General features: G+C 61.5%; 21 protein-coding genes. 6 read left to right on the forward strand and 15 right to left on the reverse strand.

Features of this window, described 5'->3' with window-relative positions; genetic code table 11:
• Positions 1 to 19: 19 nt before the first annotated feature.
• The 11 genes from BRX37_RS18745 to BRX37_RS18795 all read right to left on the reverse strand — a co-directional run bounded on the left by BRX37_RS18745 (position 20) and on the right by BRX37_RS18795 (position 7,869).
• Positions 20 to 292: a hypothetical protein gene (locus BRX37_RS18745; RefSeq protein WP_225207622.1), complete on the reverse strand. Its 273-nt coding sequence runs from the start codon at positions 290 to 292 to the stop codon at positions 20 to 22.
• Between the two features lie 148 nt (positions 293 to 440).
• A complete protein-coding gene (locus BRX37_RS18750) occupies positions 441 to 884 on the reverse strand; it encodes a DUF411 domain-containing protein (RefSeq protein WP_017502283.1) in 444 nt (147 codons plus the stop codon).
• 45 nt (positions 885 to 929) lie between these two features.
• Entirely contained in the window at positions 930 to 1,325 is a 396-nt protein-coding gene (locus BRX37_RS18755) for a DUF305 domain-containing protein (protein ID WP_017502282.1), read from the reverse strand.
• 71 nt (positions 1,326 to 1,396) lie between these two features.
• Entirely contained in the window at positions 1,397 to 1,843 is a 447-nt protein-coding gene (locus BRX37_RS18760; RefSeq protein WP_017502281.1) for a DUF305 domain-containing protein, read from the reverse strand.
• Positions 1,844 to 1,885: 42 nt separating this feature from the next.
• Positions 1,886 to 2,611 carry a PepSY domain-containing protein gene (locus BRX37_RS18765; protein ID WP_031290469.1) on the reverse strand — a complete coding sequence of 242 codons (726 nt, stop codon included), beginning with the start codon at positions 2,609 to 2,611 and terminating at the stop codon, positions 1,886 to 1,888.
• Positions 2,602 to 3,867 carry a copper resistance protein B gene (locus BRX37_RS18770; protein ID WP_017502279.1) on the reverse strand — a complete coding sequence of 422 codons (1,266 nt, stop codon included), beginning with the start codon at positions 3,865 to 3,867 and terminating at the stop codon, positions 2,602 to 2,604. The genes BRX37_RS18765 and BRX37_RS18770 overlap by 10 nt, the downstream gene beginning before the upstream one ends.
• Positions 3,864 to 5,759, reverse strand: coding sequence for a copper resistance system multicopper oxidase (locus BRX37_RS18775; protein WP_021243450.1), 1,896 nt, complete (start codon positions 5,757 to 5,759; stop codon positions 3,864 to 3,866). Before BRX37_RS18775 ends, BRX37_RS18770 begins: the two co-directional genes overlap by 4 nt.
• A gap of 93 nt (positions 5,760 to 5,852) precedes the next feature.
• Positions 5,853 to 6,425, reverse strand: a complete 573-nt coding sequence (locus BRX37_RS18780) for an RNA polymerase sigma factor (protein ID WP_021243451.1) — start codon at positions 6,423 to 6,425, stop codon at positions 5,853 to 5,855.
• On the reverse strand, positions 6,422 to 6,859 hold the full coding sequence (locus BRX37_RS18785; protein ID WP_017502275.1) for a periplasmic heavy metal sensor: 438 nt from the start codon (positions 6,857 to 6,859) through the stop codon (positions 6,422 to 6,424). The genes BRX37_RS18780 and BRX37_RS18785 overlap by 4 nt, the downstream gene beginning before the upstream one ends.
• Entirely contained in the window at positions 6,856 to 7,137 is a 282-nt protein-coding gene (locus BRX37_RS18790) for a hypothetical protein (protein WP_017502274.1), read from the reverse strand. Before BRX37_RS18790 ends, BRX37_RS18785 begins: the two co-directional genes overlap by 4 nt.
• A gap of 135 nt (positions 7,138 to 7,272) precedes the next feature.
• The gene (locus tag BRX37_RS18795; protein ID WP_017502273.1) at positions 7,273 to 7,869 is read right to left on the reverse strand and encodes a c-type cytochrome; all 597 of its coding nucleotides are present in this window, start codon (positions 7,867 to 7,869) and stop codon (positions 7,273 to 7,275) included.
• Between the two features lie 211 nt (positions 7,870 to 8,080).
• Between BRX37_RS18795 and copC the strand changes: the two genes are divergently transcribed.
• Complete coding sequence (copC, locus tag BRX37_RS18800; RefSeq protein WP_051035789.1) at positions 8,081 to 8,473, forward strand: copper homeostasis periplasmic binding protein CopC; 393 nt, start codon at positions 8,081 to 8,083, stop codon at positions 8,471 to 8,473.
• A gap of 4 nt (positions 8,474 to 8,477) precedes the next feature.
• Positions 8,478 to 9,413, forward strand: a complete 936-nt coding sequence (gene copD, locus BRX37_RS18805) for a copper homeostasis membrane protein CopD (RefSeq protein WP_017502271.1) — start codon at positions 8,478 to 8,480, stop codon at positions 9,411 to 9,413.
• Positions 9,414 to 9,420: 7 nt separating this feature from the next.
• Here copD and BRX37_RS18810 read toward each other — a convergent pair whose 3' ends face one another.
• Entirely contained in the window at positions 9,421 to 10,704 is a 1,284-nt protein-coding gene (locus BRX37_RS18810) for a type II restriction endonuclease (protein WP_246428431.1), read from the reverse strand.
• Between the two features lie 100 nt (positions 10,705 to 10,804).
• Positions 10,805 to 11,149, reverse strand: coding sequence for a flagellar biosynthetic protein FliQ (locus BRX37_RS18815; RefSeq protein WP_017502270.1), 345 nt, complete (start codon positions 11,147 to 11,149; stop codon positions 10,805 to 10,807).
• 241 nt (positions 11,150 to 11,390) lie between these two features.
• Between BRX37_RS18815 and BRX37_RS18820 the strand changes: the two genes are divergently transcribed.
• The 3 genes from BRX37_RS18820 to BRX37_RS18830 all read left to right on the forward strand — a co-directional run bounded on the left by BRX37_RS18820 (position 11,391) and on the right by BRX37_RS18830 (position 15,135).
• On the forward strand, positions 11,391 to 12,278 hold the full coding sequence (locus BRX37_RS18820; protein ID WP_125988678.1) for an NAD(P)/FAD-dependent oxidoreductase: 888 nt from the start codon (positions 11,391 to 11,393) through the stop codon (positions 12,276 to 12,278).
• Between the two features lie 104 nt (positions 12,279 to 12,382).
• Entirely contained in the window at positions 12,383 to 14,752 is a 2,370-nt protein-coding gene (locus BRX37_RS18825) for a heavy metal translocating P-type ATPase (protein WP_026109406.1), read from the forward strand.
• A complete protein-coding gene (locus tag BRX37_RS18830; RefSeq protein WP_026109405.1) occupies positions 14,749 to 15,135 on the forward strand; it encodes a MerR family transcriptional regulator in 387 nt (128 codons plus the stop codon). Before BRX37_RS18825 ends, BRX37_RS18830 begins: the two co-directional genes overlap by 4 nt.
• A 313-nt stretch (positions 15,136 to 15,448) precedes the next feature.
• On the opposite strand, the gene BRX37_RS18835 is transcribed toward BRX37_RS18830, so the two are convergent.
• Together BRX37_RS18835 and BRX37_RS18840 are read right to left on the reverse strand one after the other, a co-directional pair.
• Positions 15,449 to 15,787 (reverse strand): hypothetical protein, encoded by a 339-nt coding sequence (locus BRX37_RS18835; RefSeq protein ID WP_125988681.1) that lies wholly within the window; start codon positions 15,785 to 15,787, stop codon positions 15,449 to 15,451.
• Between the two features lie 142 nt (positions 15,788 to 15,929).
• Positions 15,930 to 18,881, reverse strand: coding sequence for a Tn3 family transposase (locus BRX37_RS18840; RefSeq protein WP_228168062.1), 2,952 nt, complete (start codon positions 18,879 to 18,881; stop codon positions 15,930 to 15,932).
• A gap of 129 nt (positions 18,882 to 19,010) precedes the next feature.
• On the opposite strand from BRX37_RS18840, the gene BRX37_RS18845 reads away from it, so the two are divergent.
• On the forward strand, positions 19,011 to 19,176 hold a 166-nt coding region (locus tag BRX37_RS18845; protein WP_164522486.1), incomplete at its 3' end, for a recombinase family protein.

Consider the following 19,176-nt stretch of genomic DNA (forward strand, 5'->3'; position numbering starts at 1 on the left):
GCCTGGCAGCCGGTGTCGATCAGCCAAGGAGAGTCGGTGGTTCCGGTTCGGGAGTGAGGTCACTGCCGTGCAGGACAGTGATGGTTGCCCAGAAGGGCAGAGCTGGACTGGCTTCGCGTGCTTCCAGCATAGGCGCGTCATTACGAACGGCCAGCGGAACGACGCAGCCCATGGCCGCGATGCATTCCAGGGTCATGCCCTTGCAAGGCTTCTGAGCAGGTTGTTGCTGCTGTGCCATTATCTTCATGCAGTCTTCCGACATCCCAGCCACGGCCTGCACAGACGTGGCCATTGGGGCGGACATCGCAGGCGGAGCGGACGCAAAGGCCGCCGCTTGGCCAATCAAGCCAACCATGGCTCCCAGAAGGAGAAGAAGTTGCAAAACGCGTTTCACAGCCGTTATTTATTACGCCTCGTAGCATCAAAGATCAACGAGATGGTCACCCGCCGTGTCGGGCAAATACCGTCTGACCCGCCGATCCGAAGGCGATGACAGAGTAGGGTTGTGGTTTTTGGCCGGGGACTTCCATCCCCGGAGAACCCAGCGGCATGCCCGCTACGGCCAATCCCTTTACGCCCTTCGGGCGCTTCGCGATCGCGCGCTTCATGTCGGCAATGGGAACGTGGCCCTCGAAAACCATGCCATCGACAATTGCAGTATGGCATGATGCCAGCGCAGCGGGCACGCCTTGAGCGCGTTGAAAGCGGCCGCGTTGCTGGTCGTCGACGATATTGACGCTTTGTCCAAATTGTCTGCGCACCTGGGCCGCCCACTGTTCGCAGCAACCGCAACCAGGGTCACGATGCATGATGATCGGGGCAGCTTCGGCGCTGGCGACGGAGAAGGCTGCTATGAACGCAGCGAGGGCAAATTTGAGTGTCATACGATCCCTTATTGGTTCCCCCGCCCCTGGGCGGGGAGGAAAGGTCTATTGGGCGCGCTTGTTGTGGGCTCTCAGCCAGCCTTGAAGCTCGCCCACTTCTCGCGTTTGCTCGGTGATTGACTTGTTCGCCATCATTCGGACCTGCGCGTCCTTGGTGTCGCGCAAAACGATGCGTGACATCGCAATCGCACCGCGATGATGCTCGATCATCTTGCGCACCCAGGTCTCCGTTGCATCGCTGCCCGTGGCGGACATCATCTTCTGATGCATCTCCATTTCTGCAGGCGGGTAAGGATTGGCTGGCGTGGGGTTCATGGTCTGGCGCATGTCCATCTTGCTATGGTCCATGCCCTGCATTTGGGCGATCGCCGGCGCGGCCACCAGTCCAGCGATGATGATGGGGACTATTTTCTTCACAATTCTCTCCTCAGCGCCCCGCATTGATAATACGCATGGGCGCGCCATTTCCCTCGTGAGGCGGCACAAAATTTACGGGAACGGGAGCGCGAAGCCTACTTGCGGGCTAGAATAGCCTTCATTTCATCGATTTCGCGGCGCTGAGATTCCTCGATGCCGCTGCACAGACGAACGATTTCCGGATCCTTCAAGGAGGCCTCGCGGCACATCAGGATCGCGCCCGAATGATGCGGGATCATCGATCGGAGGAATGCTGTATCGCCGATCGTTGTTTGCGTGCGGATGAGGGCAAATGATCCGGCGAATATCGCAACTGACCCTAATATAAGGGCCGCGTTTGCCTTTTTCGACGGGAACATATGGCCCATCGCGAGGACCATCAGCACCACCATGGGCGCCACCATCATTAGCGTCATGTAGAGCATATTCAGGTTGTTGTAGAAGCTCCCCAAGCTGTCGATCATGACGAACATCACCAGATACATGATGACGCCGCCAACCAAGGTCTGCAGGGCGAGGCTCGCATAGGCATTTTTCATCATTGGTCGTCTCCTTTGGCCCCCGCCCCGATCCTGCTTGACTATTCAACCCGTGCGGCGTCGCTTTCGCGGCCACCGAAGATACAAAAGTGCCGAACCCGCGATCGCCAATGCGAGACCACCTGCGGCAAACGCCATCAACCACGGCGTGTTGAAATTTTCGTGGTTTTTCCAATCCATGATGTGGAGCGCCCAGAAGAAATCGTACAGGCGCCACGTTCCATTTCTCACAGCGACGATCCGACCACTATTCTGGGCAACATAGACGCGGGTCGCTTCGCGGTCAGGGAAGTCCACCCGCCAGGCCGGCAGGACGCCCTTGAATTCTGGGGTCGACGCCACAACCAGGCGCACGCTCGGCGGCTCCGACGTACCACGGTAGGCCTGTATCGCCACCGCGCGAGCCATCGCAGCGTTCACGGGACCAAGTCGACGACCTGTTTCTGCATCGTGGAGTGAGATCGTCCCATCGATAGACTCGACCTCCGCAATCTCGCGGCCGAGCAGCGCGCGATATCGGACTTCACGCACGGGTCTGGTCGCCGCGCGCAACACTAGGTCCAACGGCGCGCGCGATCTCGACTGTTCCAATATCGCCGGCGACGATCGCTCGACGAGATGTTCACCGCGGACTCGCTCGATCGGCAACAGGCTCATGACAAGACCGCTCGCAAACCAAAGCAGCAGCTGGACGCCGATAACCAGGGCTAACCAGCGATGAACGCGGCTAGCCCCGATGTGGAAGCGGAGTTTGGCGCTTCTCAGAACCAGGTCCGAACACCGATTACAAAGCTGGCCGCCTTCACGTCCCCTCCGTCTGAGCGTGCATAGTCCGCCGTCCGCCCGAACTTTCGGTCGTAAGAAACGCCGATGTAGGGGGCAAATTCGCGGCGCAGTTCGTAACGCAAACGCAGTCCCAATTCGGCGTTCGTGATGCCCGCTCCAATCCGCGTCTCCGGGACATTTTGTGCTGAAAGGTTCACTTCCAGGCGCGGCTGGAGAATGAGGCGTTGCGTGATACGCTGATCATAATAGCCCTCGATCCGCCCCAACACCTCGCCTTTGTTCGACAGAAACAGGGCAGCCTCGGTCTCAAACCAGTAAGGCGCCACCCCCTCAATACCGATCGTCGCATAAGTACGGGATGGGTTGGGTTTGAAATCGTAACGGACACCCGCCTGGAGGTTCCAATAAGGGTCGAGTGCACGACTGTAGAGCGCCTGAACTTCTGCGGTCTCCATGTAGGTGCCGCTTCTGCCAGCAAGAACGCCCTCACCCTCTGTCTTGACCACCAGCCGATCGAGATCCTTGCCGAACCACGCCTCCCCGTCCCACCGATAGCCGTCGCGGCCGTTACGGACCTGATATTCCGCCAGATTGAACAGGATCATCGAGCTGGATGAGCCGCCATGTTCCTTATGCAGCATGGTACGCGAAGCCGCCATCTCGCCGTTTTTGTAGACGCGGTCGGCATAGTTGTCGGTAGGAGGTTGGGGTGCAGGGGCGTTGCCGGGCATGAGACTGGTGCCACCAGCGCCATGGGCTGCCATCGGCCCATCCATCGCCATGCCGGGCATCGACGACATATCGTGCTGCATCGGCTGACCGCCGGGTGCCGCCTGCATGTCCATGCCGGGCATGTCGTGTTTCATCGTACCGCCCGCCCCATCGGGCATGGTCATGCCAGGCATGCCGGACATGTCGTGGCCGGCATGCGGGTCAGCCGTTGGAGGCGTCTTGTCACCGGGCATCTCCATGCCGGACATAGCCCCCATGCCCGACATGTCGTGCGGCGCCGACTTGGGTTTTGCTGCCGGTGCCCGGCGCTTCGGGGTGGCAGGCTTGCCCTTAGCCGTGGGCGCAGCGGCGCGCCTGGGCTGGCTTGCTGGCTTGGCCACCGGCTTTTTCTTCGCCGCTGGCTGAGCAGCAGGCATGTTCATGCCCGGCATATTCTGCATCGACTGCGCGCTGACTGGGGTCGCCAAGGCGAGCGGGGCCGCGCCGATCAGAAGGAGAAGCGACTTCATGCGGCATCTCCCCGGGGACGGACGGAGACGACGCGCATCATCCCGGCATGCATGTGATAGAGCATATGGCAGTGAAACGCCCAGTCGCCGACTGCGTCTGCGGTGACGTCGAAACTTACCTTGCCTCCTGGTGCGACATTGACGGTGTGTTTGCGCGGCGAATACTCGCCATGCCCGGTCACCAGCTCGAAGAAATGCCCATGAAGATGGATCGGGTGCGACATCATCGTGTCATTGACGAGCGTGACGCGGACCCTTTCGTTTTCGATAAAGGGAATGGGCTCGCGCTTGTCACTGAGCTTCACCCCATCGAACGACCACATATAGCGTTCCATATTCCCGGTCAGGTGGATTTCCATCGCGCGGTCTGGCGCGCGAACATCGGGGTTGCGCTCCACCGCCATGAGATCGCGATAGACAAGAACCCGGTGGCCAACGTCTTCGAGACCCTGTCCCGGTTCTCCCGTGCGATCCATCGGCATGGGCGAGATCGTCTGGACACCCGGTCCCATCTTAACCTGCGGCGCTTTGCTGGCGTCGCGCATGTTCATGCCGCCCATTCCGCCCATCGCCATGCCGCCCATTGTATCACCGGACCCGCTGCCCATTCCGGGCATGTTGGCCATGGAACTATCCGCCGGTTTTTGCATGCTTGGCATCGACGCGCCGGCCCCCATATCCATGCCTGCCATCCCGCCCGCGGCAGCTCCGCCGGCAGACATGTCATGCCCCATTGCTGCGTGGTCCATGCCGGACATGCCGCTCATATCCATGTCCCCCATGCCCATGTCCTTCATATCGGCAAGGGGCCGCTTGCGGAGCGGCGGAACTTCGGCCGTCATGCCTTCACGCGGAGCCAGTGTGGCGCGTGCCATGCCCGAACGATCAACGGATTCACCGACCAGCGTGTAGGCGCGATCATCGGTCGGAGTAACGATGACATCATAGGTCTCGGCAACCGCGATCTGAAACTCGTCGACCTCGACCGGCCTGACATTGAGCCCGTCGGCCTGAACAACCGTAAGTTTGAGACCGGGAATCCGGACATTGAACGTCGTCATCGCGGAGGCATTGACGAAACGCAGGCGAACGCGCTCACCTGGCTTGAAAAGCGCGGTCCAGTTGTCCCGTGGGCCATGCCCATTCACGAGATAGGTATAGGTCGAGCCCGTGACATCGGACACGTCGGTCGGATCCATCCGCATATTGCCCCAGTCAAGTCGGTCCTTGAGGGGTTGGTCTTCCTTGGCCAGCAAACCGGCCAGCGTTTGCCGCTGATAATTGAAATAGCCACCGCCGACCTGCTTGAGCTTCCGGAAAATTGCGTGCGGATGCATCTGGCTATGGTCGGAGAGCACGATGACATGCTCTCGATCCGACTGAATCGGATCCTCGCCTTCCGGGTCGATGACAATCGGTCCGTAATGACCTAACTGCTCCTGCAGCCCCGAATGGCTATGATACCAATAGGTGCCAGCCTGGACGATGGGGAACTCATAGACAAAGGTCGACTTGGGCTTGATGCCGGGGAAGCTGATGCCGGGCACGCCGTCGAACTGGAACGGCAAAAGCAGGCCGTGCCAGTGGATCGAGCTGTCTTCCTCGAGATCGTTGATCACCGACAGGCGGACGTTTTGGCCCTGACGCAGACGGATGAGGGGCGCAGGCACAGTGCCATTGATGCCGATGGCATGGCTTTGTCGGCCGTCGATCATCATCATCTGATGCGCGATCTTGAGCGTGATATCGTTCCCGCTGACCGTTGGCAGTGGCTTGGCAATCCCGGACGAAATGGGTTGAGCCCATGCCGGCAGCCATGCCGACAATGCGAGGCCACCGCCGGCCAGCGCAGCGCCGCGGAAAAGGTCGCGGCGGTTCAATCCGGGGGACATAATATCTCCTTGTTCAACGTGCAGCACTTTGGGTCTGAAAAGACGCTTAAGCGCGGTATCTCTTTATCCTTACGCGCGAGCAGCGCGCACCCCTCATTCCTCAGCGAGTATTTCTGCGAGGCGCGCGCGCGCGCGATACAGGCGCGTCTCCACAGCCTTGCTACTGACGGAAAGCGCTTTGGCGGCCTCTGATTGACTGAGCCCTTCGACGGTCCTGAGCATCAGGACTTCACGCAACGTGGCAGGCAATGCGCTGATCGCCGCCGACAGTCGCTCCACCTCTATTTTCGATTCAGCACTGGCATGTGCGGAGGGTGCGTCATCCGGCACTTGCTCAATCTCATCATCCGACGGCGCGGAGCCAAATGTGAAGAGCTGCCGCACCCTCTGGCGGCGGCGCCAATCGCGACATTTGTTAATCGCGATCCGGGATAGCCAGGCGCGCAACGGACGCGCACCATCATATTTCCGCAGATGGCTGAACGCGGATACAAAGCAGTCCTGCGTGAGATCAAGTGCTTCCTCGGCATTCCCGACCAGGCCGCGCACCAGTCGAAATATCGCTGTCTGGTGCCGACGCATAATCTCGGCGAAAGCCGACTGCCGACCGGCAAGCGTCAGTGCCGCTAGTTCACCGTCCGAACACGCCTGGAGATCCAGACTCACCGTGCATCGTCGGTGAGCGCATGAACCACCGCCTGATCGAAGGTCTTGGCCTGATCGGGGCGAAGGATTTGCCGCATGGCGAAGATGTGCCCGAGCGTTTCCTTTTGCAGTTCGCCCATTGCCTGATGCGACTGATCGACGGCCGCGGTCACACGCGGCCCTTCGCCATGTTCGACCTCGATCGCGGCTGCGAGACGCGCATTGTCCGATCGCAGTTCAAGCTCCAGCGCGCGCCGACGCACGGCGAAACCCTGCTCTAGCAGCTCGATCTTGGCCTTCTGACGATCATCCAGATCGAGCTTGCTGTGCAAGACATCGTGGAGCTCGACGCCGGCTGCCTTGGGCCGCGGGAAAAAGTAGCGGCCCAGGAACACGCCCGCAACCGCCGATGCAAAGGCGACGATGGCGACGAGGAGGAGCAATTTGGGCTTCATTGAGAACCTACCAGCAGCGTCGAAGGGGCAAGCGGATTTGATGGCCCGAAAGGCGATAGCGTGACCGACGCCTCGGCACGCGGCGTAAAGCCATTGCTGGCGATACCCAGCAGTACCGCTCCGAAAGCCGCGACCGCACCGAGGCGGAATTGAGACGCGGTCGAAACCTGCGGCAATGCCGCTATGCGTCGGAACACAGCATCCTCCAGACCAATCAGCCCCGGATGCGTCGGTTCGTTGCGTAAGCGGCTCAGCAGCCGGTCCAGGTCGGTATCCATCGAAAAGTCCAATCCTCAATCAATCCGGGGCAACGGCCCAGGACGTGTTCTTTACTTTCCCCTCTATCAGCCTGTCCGTCAAAGCATCGCACATAGCGGGCAGATCTGAGCAACAGCGACGGAGCAGCCGCAACGCTATGGCGCCGTCTTCGTCATGCCGGGCATATCCTTCATCATCGCGTCATGGTCTTCGGGCGCACTGGCTATTGCCGCCTGATATTGGGCGGGTGACATACGCGGAAGTTGCCTTACGAAAGCCACCATATCCCAGATCAGTTCGTCGCTATGGGTCTTACCCCAAGCTGGCATCGCGGTCAGCTTGACCCCATGCTTGATGATCCAGAATTGCTCCTTTGGCGATCTTTGCTCCTCGCGGGAAAGCTCCGGCGCCCTCGGATAGAGTCCCTGGCTGATTTCGGACTTTTCCAGTCCTGGCCCGAGATGGCAGCCGCTGCACATCTCGGTGTAGAGCCCCGCCCCGCTCTGCAGCCGCTTCACGTCCCCAAGGTTGGCCGGGACATTCACATCACGAGATCGCACGGCGATGGAACGATCTCGGAGCTGCTCGATCAGCCAATAGACCGGTTTGGTGTGCGGCGAATCCGCCCCGATGTCATAGGCACCCACATAGACGACGATCCCCGCTAGCGCGCCGCCGACCAGCGCTGTCGCAGCGATAAAACCTACACTTGGAAAGTGCCTGCGCAGCCAAGTCGTCCTAGCATTCTCCATAGCTTCCTCCCGAGCGGCAGCGTCCCTTGGATCCGGGTGGTTCTCACACCCATCCAATTGTCCATACGCACTGCAAGCTTCGATCCCTCATCTGTCGCGCAGATCTCATTCGCAAATCCCGCCGGGGTTCTGATTTGCAGAATTCTTGCGCGCCTGATGAGGGGTGGCGCCGCGTGGTGGGTAATTCGATGTGTCGGCAGTCTCGCCGCCCATGGAGAAATCGATGTTTCGTAAAACAATCTTTGCCGTCGCCATGGCGGCGTCTGTCCTCACCGCTACCGCTGCGCAGGCTCACCCTAAGCTCAATGCCGCCACCCCTGCCGCAAATGCCGTGGTCGCCGCCCCGACCAGAATTCAGCTCGTCTTTTCTGAAGCGCTCGTCGCACAATTTTCCGGGCTCGACCTGACGATGACCGAAATGCCAGGCATGAAGATGGCGCCGATGAAGATGAACGGCGTCAAGGCCACCGTGGGCGCCGATGGCAAGACGCTCGTCGCGACGCTTGCCAAGCCGTTGCCGGTTGGAACCTACAAGGTCGACTATCACGTCGTCTCTGCTGACACCCATCGCATCCAGGGCAGCTACACCTTCAAGGTCCAGTAAGACCGTGCCGGACATCATAGCGATCGCAGTGAGGCTGGGACTTTTCCTCGATCTCATGCTCCTCTTCGGGTTGCCGATGTTCGGCCTCTACACGTTGCGCGGGACTGAGCGGGCATCCGGCTCGGTCCTGCGTTTCCGGTCGGTGTTGGCGACAATCGCGCTGGCCGGTATCGTATTATCTATCCTGGGCATGATGGTCCTGGCGGCCTCGATGGGGGGCGTGCCACTCGATCAGGTAGACCGCGCCACGGTCAATCTTCTCATATCGGGCACTGCGATCGGGACGGTCTGGCAGGTACGGGTCGCGGCCCTCCTGCTCGTGCTCTATTTTTCCATCGTCGGTTGGCGGCGTCCCGCTTTCGCCCTGTGGTCGCTGTCAGCGACCGCCGCTGTCGCTCTGGCGACCTTGGCCTGGACGGGGCATGGCGCTGCCGACGAAGGCTTGCGGGGATGGGTCCATCTTGGGGCCGACATCACCCATCTTTGGGCGGCGGGGATTTGGGTAGGCGCATTATTCGCCCTTTGCCTTCTCATTTTCCGCCCTGCAGCTCGCATGGCGATCGATCATATCCACCTTTCTCACCGCGCGCTGGATGGCTTTGCAAAGGTCGGATCGGTAGTCGTAGGGCTGCTTATCCTGTCGGGATTCATCAACAGTTGGATCCTGATCGGACCATCCCGGCTCGGTTCCCTTTTTGCCAGTCTCTACGGCCTTCTGCTGGGGGCAAAGCTGATACTGTTCGGCGTCATGCTGACGCTGGCCGCCGCCAATCGCTTCTTCCTGACCCCCTCCCTCGCTGCAGCCATTGAAACGGGCAATACATCCTCGGCGATAGGAACACTTCGTCGCAGCCTCGCCATTGAAACCGGATGCGCTCTTGTCATTCTAGCCCTCGTTGCATGGTTAGGACTGCTGGCCCCACCTGCATCGGGGATGTAATCCGCCTTCATGGAAGCGCGCGCGAAATAGCTTTGATCGCTTTAAGGCCCGAGCCAAACCGGGAAATCGCGTCCTTGTTCCGTTCTAGCTCACCATAAGGGAGATAGGCGATCTCCAGGTCCGCGATCCGGCTGAACGCCGGCCTTGCGATTTGCGCGCGCACTTCGCTTTCGCGAGCATCTGGAGCGACAAGGAACAATCCGGCTGTGGCATGCAGGTCGCTGCCGCTCAGGGCAAGATCGAGCATCCGGACGATCCCCGAATAGATGGAAGTCGAATGTTCGACTTCGAAGGCTGCCGCGACCCGGTCACCACCCCGCTCCAGCCACAAAACATCAATGAGGCGGATAGCATCCGCTCCGGTCGACGTCGAAATTGAAGCCGGCAAGCTCTCGAGGCACCCCTCCCCCAAACGCACACCGTCATGCAGTCGCCCCCGATCATTGGATGCGATCCAGACGTCATACCCCAGGGCCAGACCGATATCGCGCAGCCATGCCTGGATTTCCGAATGGGTTCGATCACTCTCGCCCTGCTTCTGCAGCGCTTTGTTGAGCGTTTGTGCTTCCGCCCGAGCTTGTTCGAGGCGTGCGGTCCAGGATCCCAGGGTCTGGTCTTCCTCGTCGCGGGGCGGCGCCGGATAACGGCCAGAGCCGATATCGAACAGGAGGCCGCCAATAGCGCCCAGATCGTTTGACAGAAGATCGCGAAACCGCTCGTTCAGGTCGAGCACACCCGAGCGCATGGCGAGAAAATGGTGCCAGCTTCCGAGCTTCACCTTGCCGCCGGTCAGCTTGTTATAGCCGTTGACGATCGCGGTGTTGAACGGCGGCACGAGGGTCGGATGCAGGAAATAGAGGAGATTGGCGACCGCAGGCCCCAGCCCCTTGATGTTCAGGCGATCAATCGTGTGGATACCTGCGATAATCTCTTCCGCGGTGTCGCAACAGGCGCAGTGATCGAGCAATCGGCCAAAGGCGCGCTGGTTCGCCGGGTTTTCATAGATGTCGGGGATCCGCAATTTGGGCTTCCAGAGAAACGCATGGTCCGCGCCTTTGAAGATCTGCCTCTGTTCTGCGACTGAATGAACGACCGTTTCCAGCGAAGATCCGCGATAGGCGACGCCGAACCTTCCGGCTTCGATTTCAGCGACCACCTGGGCGAGACCACGCCGTATCGAACGAAAATTCTTGATGCGCTCGTCCCATAGAAACCAGCTCTGATACGTCGCGTTCGGATCTTCCCTCCATCGTTGGATCAGTTGCCGCGCCAGCAATTCAAATTCCGCCAAACCCCGTTCCCCCATTCGCGTCGATCTTCTCCAACGCTAACACTCCGCCCCGTATACGAACAGTTTTTGCGCGGCCGCCCAGGACGAAAAGCGACCCGCGTCATCTGATATCGTCCGGAATATGCGTCAGCAGGTCACGGGTGTAGCCGATCAGGAGATCGCCAACGGTTGCCCCGTAAAGCGCGAGGAACAAAATGAACGCCAGGAGCTTGGGGACGAAGCTCACAGTCTGTTCGTTGATCGAAGTCGCAGCCTGGATCATGGAGATAATGAGCCCGACCACCAGCATGATTATCAGCGGGGGTCCAGCGACAACCATTATCACCCAAAGCGCCTGGCCCATCGAAACCGAAAAAGGGCTGTAGGTCTCCATCTCTCCCCCGACGATGATGGTTTCGTCGCCCCCTGACGTTGCGGCCTGTGGTTGTTGCGGGGCGAGCGACATGGAGCGCGATCGGTTTATTCCAATCCGTCTTCCCCACATCCGCTCGCCCCCGCGCCACGCTGCGACCCGTGGGCACCTCGGCTGTCCATCCTGCTAGGCGATGGGCTTCATCTGATTTTACGCAGCGACGGGGTTTACCCCTCACGACCCGACCTTTTTTTCGAAGAACGCGCACTCGTTTGAGGGAAGAAGCCTCATTCCGCGTAATACCAGTGAAGACCGCGCTCAGTGAAAGGCACGCATGTACGACTGCGTCATCATCGGCGGCGGCCCCGCAGGGCTGACAGCAGCCACCTATCTAGCCCGGTTTCTGCGTTCTACGCTGGTCATCGATGCTGGCGATGGCCGCGCGACCCGCATCCCGACGACACATAACCTCCTCGGTTTTCCAGACGGTATCTCTGGCGAAAATCTGCTTGTCCGTATGCATCGACATGCCGCCCAATACGGTGCCGAATTGGTCCCTGGGCTCGTCGATCGCATCGACCGGGTCAGGACAGGTTTCGTCGTCGATACAGATGCCAAGACTTTCAGTGCCCGGTCAATATTGCTTGCCCAAGGCGTCACAAATCATCGACCCCGAATGAGGCAGGAATCGCATGATCGAGGCGTCGCCCAGGGATTGATACGTTATTGCCCGATCTGCGACGGCTATGAGGTCCGCGGCAAGCGAGTGGCCGTGCTGGGCTGCTCCGACCATGGCGCGGCCGAGGCTTTGTTCGTTCGCCACTATAGCGACACCGTGACCTTGCTCGCGCAAGACAGTTCGCAATTGTCGGTAGCCGAGACGGCAGATCTGGCTCGAGGCGGTATTGCCGTCGAACGCGCGCCGGTTCGAGATTTGTCGATCGATGGAGAATTCCTGCACGCCCATTTGGCCGATGGCCAATTGCTCCAATTCGACACCCTTTATGTTGCCCTCGGAACCGCCCCTCGCTCGGAATTGGCGCGAATGGCTGGCGCTGGCCTGAGCCGGGGAGGTGGCATCGTCGTCGATGCGCACCAGCAAACGACAGTCGGCGGCCTGTTCGCGGCCGGCGACATGGTTGAAGGACTGGATCAAATTGCCGTTGCGGCAGGTCAGGCGGCTAAGGCCGCGACGGCCATCCACAATCTGTTGTCCGGCTGACGCGGCAGCGCAGAGTCAGCCACGCGAAAATATATTTTCGTCGGGCTTGACCCTGACACGATGTCAGGCCCCAGATTGCTTTTCGTCGATAAGGAGACGAGCCTGTGACTGACCCTGTTCCTGCAAGCAATTCGGGTGCGCACAGCTGCTGCGCGGCCAAGCACGGCGGCGGCACGGACGCGAAGACGGCCAAGGATCCGGTTTGCGGGATGATGGTCGATCCGGCCGCAACGCCTCATCATGCCTCGCATCATGGCGAGCAATATCATTTCTGCAGCGCCGGATGCCGCACGAAGTTTGTCGCCGAGCCGGTGCGCTACTTGTCCGCGGGTGACAAAGAGGCGATGGTCGCTCAACCAGGCGCGATCTGGACCTGCCCCATGCACCCGGAGGTCCGTCAAGACCATCCCGGGCCATGCCCGATCTGTGGCATGGCGCTCGAGCCGGAACTTGTGACGGCAGACACCGGACCAAGCGGCGAACTCCTGGATATGTCGCGGCGTTTCTGGATCGCGGTGCTGCTCACCATCCCGGTCTTTGTCCTGGAAATGGGCAGCCACCTGTTCCCAGCACTGCACAATCTTGTACCGGCCCGCATGTCCGGATGGTTGCAGCTTGCACTGGCAACCCCGGTCGTACTCTGGGCGGGCTGGCCATTTTTCGAACGGGGATGGGTGTCCATCCGGACGCGCAACCTCAACATGTTCACGCTGATCGCGATGGGGACGGGCGTGGCCTGGGCCTATAGCGTGGTCGCGACCATCGCCCCGAGGGTGTTCCCCGCAGCGTTTCGAATGATGGACGGCACAGTCGCTATCTATTTCGAGGCCGCCGCCGTCATCACCGTGCTGGTGCTGCTGGGACAGGTGCTCGAACTGCGCGCCCGCGAGCGGACCTCAGGCGCCATCAAGGCGCTGCTCAACCTCGCCCCCAAGACCGCGCGCCGCATTGGCGCCGACGGGAATGACGAGGAGGTATCGCTCGACCAGGTAGCCGTCGGCGATCTCCTCCGTGTCAGGCCGGGCGAAAAAGTACCGGTCGATGGCAAGGTCGAAGACGGCCGATCCTCGCTCGACGAGTCGATGGTGACGGGTGAGTCGATGCCCGTCACGAAGGCGCTCGGCGACACTGTCATCGGCGGAACGATCAATCAGAGCGGTGCCCTCGTCATGCGCGCCGAGAAGGTGGGCCGCGACACGATGCTGGCGCGCATTGTCCAGATGGTCGCTGACGCGCAGCGTTCGCGAGCACCTATCCAACGCCTGGCCGACCAGGTCGCGGGATGGTTCGTGCCCGCCGTCCTGTTGATCGCGCTCATTGCCTTTGGTGTATGGGGTATCTGGGGGCCAGAACCCCGTCTGGCCCATGGCCTGATCGCCGCCGTCGCCGTGCTTATCATCGCGTGCCCCTGCGCCTTGGGGCTTGCGACGCCAATGTCGATCATGGTCGGCATCGGCCGGGGCGCGGGGCTCGGCGTGCTCATCAAGAATGCCGAAGCGCTGGAGCGGATGGAGAAGATCGACACGCTCGTCGTCGACAAGACAGGTACGCTGACCGAGGGGCGACCATCGGTCACCCGCATCATTCCGGCGACAGGCTATGAAGAGACCGAACTGCTGCGGCTCGCCGCCGGCGTGGAGCGGGCGTCCGAACATCCGCTGGCGCTCGCCGTGATCGCCGCCGCCAAGGACAGGGGAATCGTGCTTCCCGAGGTCGCGGACTTTGATTCACCGACCGGCAAGGGCGCGATCGGCACGGTGGATGGCAAGCGCATCACCCTGGGCAACGCCCGTTTCCTGTCAGAAAACGGGATCGACGTCAGCGCACTCGAGCCCCAGGCGGACGAACTGCGCCAGGATGGCGCGACCGCCATCTTCATCGGCATCGACAAGCAGGCGGCCGGCATTCTGGCCATCGCCGATGCAATCAAGGCGACGACGGCCGAGGCCATCGCGGCGCTTCGCAAGGAGGGCATACGGGTCGTGATGCTGACCGGCGACAATCGCACCACGGCCGAAGCGGTCGGGCGAAAGCTCGGGATCGACGACGTCGAAGCCGAAGTGCTACCGGATCGGAAAAGCGCGGTGGTCGCGCGATTGAAGAGTGAAGGGCGCATCGTCGCCATGGCTGGCGACGGGGTCAACGACGCGCCCGCGCTCGCCGCCGCCGATGTCGGCATCGCGATGGGTTCGGGCACCGATGTCGCGATCGAAAGCGCTGGCGTGACCCTGCTGAAGGGCGACCTTAACGGCATCGTGCGTGCGCGCCGGCTTAGCGAGGCGACGATGTCCAACATCCGCCAGAACCTGTTCTTCGCCTTCATCTACAACGCCGCCGGGATCCCGATCGCGGCAGGGCTGCTCTATCCGATCTTCGGCATCCTGCTTTCGCCGATCATCGCTGCAGCAGCGATGGCATTGTCCTCAGTCAGCGTGGTCACCAACGCGCTGCGCCTTAATCGGGCGGCGCTATGAACATAGGCGGTGCGTCGGGCGCGAGCGGGGTCTCACAGCGGATGATCCGCCACTACGAAAAGATCGGCCTGGTCCCATCGGCTGTGCGGCGGGATAGTGGCTATCGCGATTACAGCGACGCCGACGTCCATCGCCTGCGCTTCATAGCCAATGCCCACGATCTCGGCTTTCCGATCGAAGAAATCCAAAAGCTGCTTGATCTATGGTCCGATCGTGCACGCGCCAGTTCAGAGGTCAAGGCGCTGGCAGAGGCCCGAGCGGCCGACCTTGGCCGCAAGGCGGATGCGCTAAATGCGATGCGAGAAGCGCTGATGGGGTTGGCGAAGAGCTGTGACGGCAACAACCGACCGGAATGTCCGATCCTGACGCACCTGGCATCTTGAACATGTTCAACGACACGCCTGCACTCTCAGTTTTGCAATTCGCGTCCCGTCAGCTTCACGAGCCGGCGCGGACGGTCGGCGGCGATGAACATGGCGTTCGACGGCAAGCCTTCACTGCTCGATGGCATTGCCGTCGCGGCAAGGTCGCGTTCGACGTGACGGCCACCCGGATACTATAGACAGTCGCTGAGCTCTTCGGGAGGAGCCATGAAAGAGCCTCCCGAAGAGCTCCGACAAGTTTGGAACAGGCAATGTTCGCCAATCCATGATCGACGGCGAGGGGAAGTTAGCGCCTCGCCGTCACTTCACGCTATCAGCAGACATCGCTCCCATCGACCCAAACGCGGACCGGTCCCTGCAACGGCGCACGCGGACCATATTGCGGCCGCTGCCGCCACACATAACGGCCGGTTTTGCCGGTATAGGCCGGATCGCATTCCGGTCCACCTTTGCCTGTCCACTGCTCGCGTTGGTCGGCGACCTTCCTGCAGACCCGTGCACTTAGCGGTGCACGCGGACCAGGAGCCTGGGGTTGCCACTCACACTTGATGGTAGCCGGTTTCTCGACATCTGCCTGTGCCAATGCCGGAACTGGGGCGGCGGCGAGCATCGTGAATGCGGCCACCGTAGCGCTGAATATCAAGGTCTTCATGATTCCTCTCCTTGGACTGAAAGTGCTCTGGGCAAACGGCCCCGGAGGGGCGGGCAGCGCACGGCGCCGTCCAGCGCTTGGGAGGGTTCGCCTGGCGAGTTGTCAGGCCAAGGTGGCCCCTGTGCATTATCAGGACACGGATTCACGGTAGCGGTTTGATGAGCAGCGGCATGAGGCCGTTGGCGTCGAGATCGAGGTGATCGGACCAGACATAATCGCCGGTGAGATTGATGCGATCCCAACCCAACGGCGAGAGCCGGGACAGCATAGCTGGATCGATGGGGCTTCCTCGACGACGCATTTCGTCGACGGCGCGCCCCAGATAGCGACAGTTGAACAGGATAATCGCTGCGGTGACGAGGTTGAGCGCGGCCGCTCGGGTCTGCTGGTTCTCCAGGCCACGGTCGCGAAAACGGCCGAGCCGATGGAAGGCGACCGCCCGGGCAAGGCTGTTGCGGGCCTCGCCCTTGTTCAACTCGGCAGTGACGGTACGGCGCAGAGCCGGATCCTCGAACCAGCGGAGCGTGAACAGCGTGCGCTCGATCCGCCCGATCTCCCGCAGCGCCGCAGCGAGGCTGTTCTGCTGGCGGTAGGCGGACAGCTTCTTCAGGATCAACGATGGCGTGACGGTGCGGTGACGGATCGCGCCAATGACACGTTCAATATCGGGCCAGTGGCTGACGATCAGGTCCCGGTTGAGCCTGTGACCGAACAGTGGCGCAAGCCTGCCATAGCGCTTCGAGGGTTCGAAAGCGTAGAGGCGCCGGTCGGACAGGCGAGGAATGCGCGGCTCGAAATCGAGCCCGAGGAGATGCATCGTCGCGAATACGATGTCGGAAACGCCGCCTCCATCGACGTGCAGCGCGGTCAGATCGGCGTTGCTGTCATGGCCGAGGAGCCCATCGAGCGCATGGATGGCTTCTCCTGCCGTGCCGGCGATCACCGTCTGGTGCAGCGGCGCGTAGCGGTCGGTGATGGTGGTGTAGATCTTGACCACTGGGTCGCGACCATAATGGGCGTTGACCGCTCCGCCGGCTTCGCCCGGCCCGCCCAGGTAGAAGGCCTGGCCATCCGCGGAAGCCCGGTGTCCTTGCCCAAACCAGGCGGCGATCGGCTCGGCGTGGATGGCGTCGGTCAGACAGGCGAGCGCCGCCCGAAAGGTTTCCTCGCGCATGTGCCATGTCTGCATGCGCAGCAGCGCGCGGCGTGACCCTGCGCCGCATACCTCGGCCATGCGCGACAGCCCAAGATTGGTCGCTTCGGCAATCAGAGTGGCGAGGAAGGCCTGCTCATCGCCAGGCGGCAACCCGGTCGAGACGTGCCCGAAGTGCCGGGTGAAGCCGGTCCAGCGTTCGACTTGCGACAACACGTCGGTGATACGCGTGGCAGGCAGCATGTCGTAGCAGGCAAGCGTCAGGCGCCGTCCTTCGTCGTGCCTGGCATCATCGTCCTTCAGTTCCTTGGGAAATCGCAATCGCTCGCCAGCGAACAGGGCAGCATCGCGTCCGGCCAGATTGTGGGCGACGTCGCGCAAGGCGCTGTCGAGCTGCGCGGCGCGCTGATCGAGCCATGCGTGTGGATTACCGAGCGAGAACGGCGGTTGCAGCGCTGCGCCGGATAACGGCGCGAGCAGCACGTCCAGCGACCTGTGCAGCCTTGACCTCGGCACCCAGATATCACCCGAGGCCAGTGCATTGGTGAGCGCGCCGTAAGTCGCCATCTCCCAGTGCGTCCGGTCGATCTTGCCGGCGACCACGACATGGCGGTGCCAGCGCCGCTCGACATGACCGAGCGGAACGTCGGCAGGGAGGGGCTTGCGCCAGTCGCCATCAAGATTCGACAGGATCGCCATCGCGTCGCGCAATGCCGCGGTGCCGGCCCGACCGTGGAAATCGAGCGCTTGCAGGAATAGAGGCCCTGTTCGCTTGAAGGTCCGGTATTCGGCTGCGATCTCGCTCAGCACATCGTCCCTGTGAGGTGCCGCGGTACGACGGATGATTGCGGCATCAGCATCGAGCATGTCGAGAGGCACGATATCCCTGAGGGCCGCACCGATATCTCCGCCGGCGCGTGCTGCCTGGCTAACTGTTTCCAGCACAGTGGCGATCCGCATCAGCCGATCGCGGCCTTCGCGTCCCGAAATCGCGACCCTCTGCTCCAGGCGTTTGCGAGCACGAAGGTGAGCGCGTCCCATCAAGGCGCTGAACATGGCGATCGCCGCGTCGGTAAGCGTGGCCTCCATCTCGCGCAGCGTTGCAAGCAGGATGACCCGCCTGCGGGAGACGCGCATCTGTTGGAAAGCCTGGGCTGTATATCGCACGCCTTCGCGGGCGAACTGCGTCAGGCGGGGCTCGTGCAGGGGATCGACCGGAATGCTGGAAATACCGGTCCTATGGATTATCGCGACCTTCTCGAGGATTTCGGCAAGCGAGGCTGACGCGACGCGGGGCTCTGGTTCGCGCAGCCAGGACAAGCGGCTCTGCCGGTCATGTACCTTCTCATCGATCAGCATATCGAGACGCTGACGCATATCCGCATCGAGTTTAGCATCGACCGCGGCGACCAGATCGGTTTCCGTCCGAAGCATCGCCTCGGCCGCCATCCGCTCAACGACGCTGATGCCAGGGATGACGATGCGTCGCGTGCGCAGCTCGTCCAGCAATCGATCAAGCAAAATGCGCCCGTCCACGATAGCCATGGCTTCGGTTTCCAGCCAAGTCATCATGATGCCGCGCGCTGGCCGGCTCAGATCGGTGAATCCGAAGCGCGCCTTGATGGCGGCAAGCTGATCGTAGCGGGTCGGCGCTCGCCGCGCGAAGTCGGCGACGACGCCTGCATCCACTCCGACCTGTTCGGCGATGTGGTCGAGCATGATTGCAGGCAACAGCTCGCCTGTGCGCAGATGTCGCCCCGGATAGCGCAGGCAGCAGAGTTGCAGGGCATAGCTCAAGCGGGTCGCCGGAGTGCGTGCGAAGCCGATCGCAGCAAGGTCCTCGGCATCGAGGCCATGATGTCGCACCACCGCCGCCTCGCTGTCGGGCAAAGCAAGCAACGCGGCGCGCTGCCGCTGGGTCATCGGAATACGTGCGGGCATGTTTCATCCTCCAAAAACCTCTTGCCTTTTGTTGGCTTAGTGAAAGAGGATTGTGAAAGACCCAAGGCTGCGGAAATTGGTGCATGCTGTTTCCGCCTCCAGATACGGCCGTTTGTGAAAGAGACGCAGATGACGCGCGAACCCTATCTGATCGGTTATGCCCGCGTGTCGAAGGGCGACGACCAGTCGAACGCCGCGCAGCGGCGCGCGCTCGATGCGGCCGGCTGCAAGCGGGTGTTCGAGGAGACCGCCAGCGGTGGGCGGTGGGACCGACCCAAGCTTCTGGAGATGATCG

The organism is Sphingomonas sp. S-NIH.Pt3_0716, from assembly GCF_003950715.1.
GTDB classification, from domain to species: domain Bacteria; phylum Pseudomonadota; class Alphaproteobacteria; order Sphingomonadales; family Sphingomonadaceae; genus Sphingobium; species Sphingobium yanoikuyae_A.

What these genes read in the sequence shown, in the direction of transcription:
- BRX37_RS18745 (WP_225207622.1), bottom strand. Translation starts at nt 292, where the DNA reads ATGGCCACGTCTGTGCAGGCCGTGGCTGGGATGTCGGAAGACTGCATG.
- BRX37_RS18750 (WP_017502283.1), bottom strand. Translation starts at nt 884, where the DNA reads ATGACACTCAAATTTGCCCTCGCTGCGTTCATAGCAGCCTTCTCCGTC.
- BRX37_RS18755 (WP_017502282.1), bottom strand. Translation starts at nt 1,325, where the DNA reads ATGCGGGGCGCTGAGGAGAGAATTGTGAAGAAAATAGTCCCCATCATC.
- BRX37_RS18760 (WP_017502281.1), bottom strand. Translation starts at nt 1,843, where the DNA reads ATGATGAAAAATGCCTATGCGAGCCTCGCCCTGCAGACCTTGGTTGGC.
- BRX37_RS18770 (WP_017502279.1), bottom strand. Translation starts at nt 3,867, where the DNA reads ATGAAGTCGCTTCTCCTTCTGATCGGCGCGGCCCCGCTCGCCTTGGCG.
- BRX37_RS18775 (WP_021243450.1), bottom strand. Translation starts at nt 5,759, where the DNA reads ATGTCCCCCGGATTGAACCGCCGCGACCTTTTCCGCGGCGCTGCGCTG.
- BRX37_RS18785 (WP_017502275.1), bottom strand. Translation starts at nt 6,859, where the DNA reads ATGAAGCCCAAATTGCTCCTCCTCGTCGCCATCGTCGCCTTTGCATCG.
- BRX37_RS18790 (WP_017502274.1), bottom strand. Translation starts at nt 7,137, where the DNA reads ATGGATACCGACCTGGACCGGCTGCTGAGCCGCTTACGCAACGAACCG.
- BRX37_RS18795 (WP_017502273.1), bottom strand. Translation starts at nt 7,869, where the DNA reads ATGGAGAATGCTAGGACGACTTGGCTGCGCAGGCACTTTCCAAGTGTA.
- copC (WP_051035789.1), top strand. Translation starts at nt 8,081, where the DNA reads ATGGAGAAATCGATGTTTCGTAAAACAATCTTTGCCGTCGCCATGGCG.
- BRX37_RS18815 (WP_017502270.1), bottom strand. Translation starts at nt 11,149, where the DNA reads ATGTCGCTCGCCCCGCAACAACCACAGGCCGCAACGTCAGGGGGCGAC.
- BRX37_RS18820 (WP_125988678.1), top strand. Translation starts at nt 11,391, where the DNA reads ATGTACGACTGCGTCATCATCGGCGGCGGCCCCGCAGGGCTGACAGCA.
- BRX37_RS18830 (WP_026109405.1), top strand. Translation starts at nt 14,749, where the DNA reads ATGAACATAGGCGGTGCGTCGGGCGCGAGCGGGGTCTCACAGCGGATG.
- BRX37_RS18835 (WP_125988681.1), bottom strand. Translation starts at nt 15,787, where the DNA reads ATGAAGACCTTGATATTCAGCGCTACGGTGGCCGCATTCACGATGCTC.
- BRX37_RS18840 (WP_228168062.1), bottom strand. Translation starts at nt 18,881, where the DNA reads ATGCCCGCACGTATTCCGATGACCCAGCGGCAGCGCGCCGCGTTGCTT.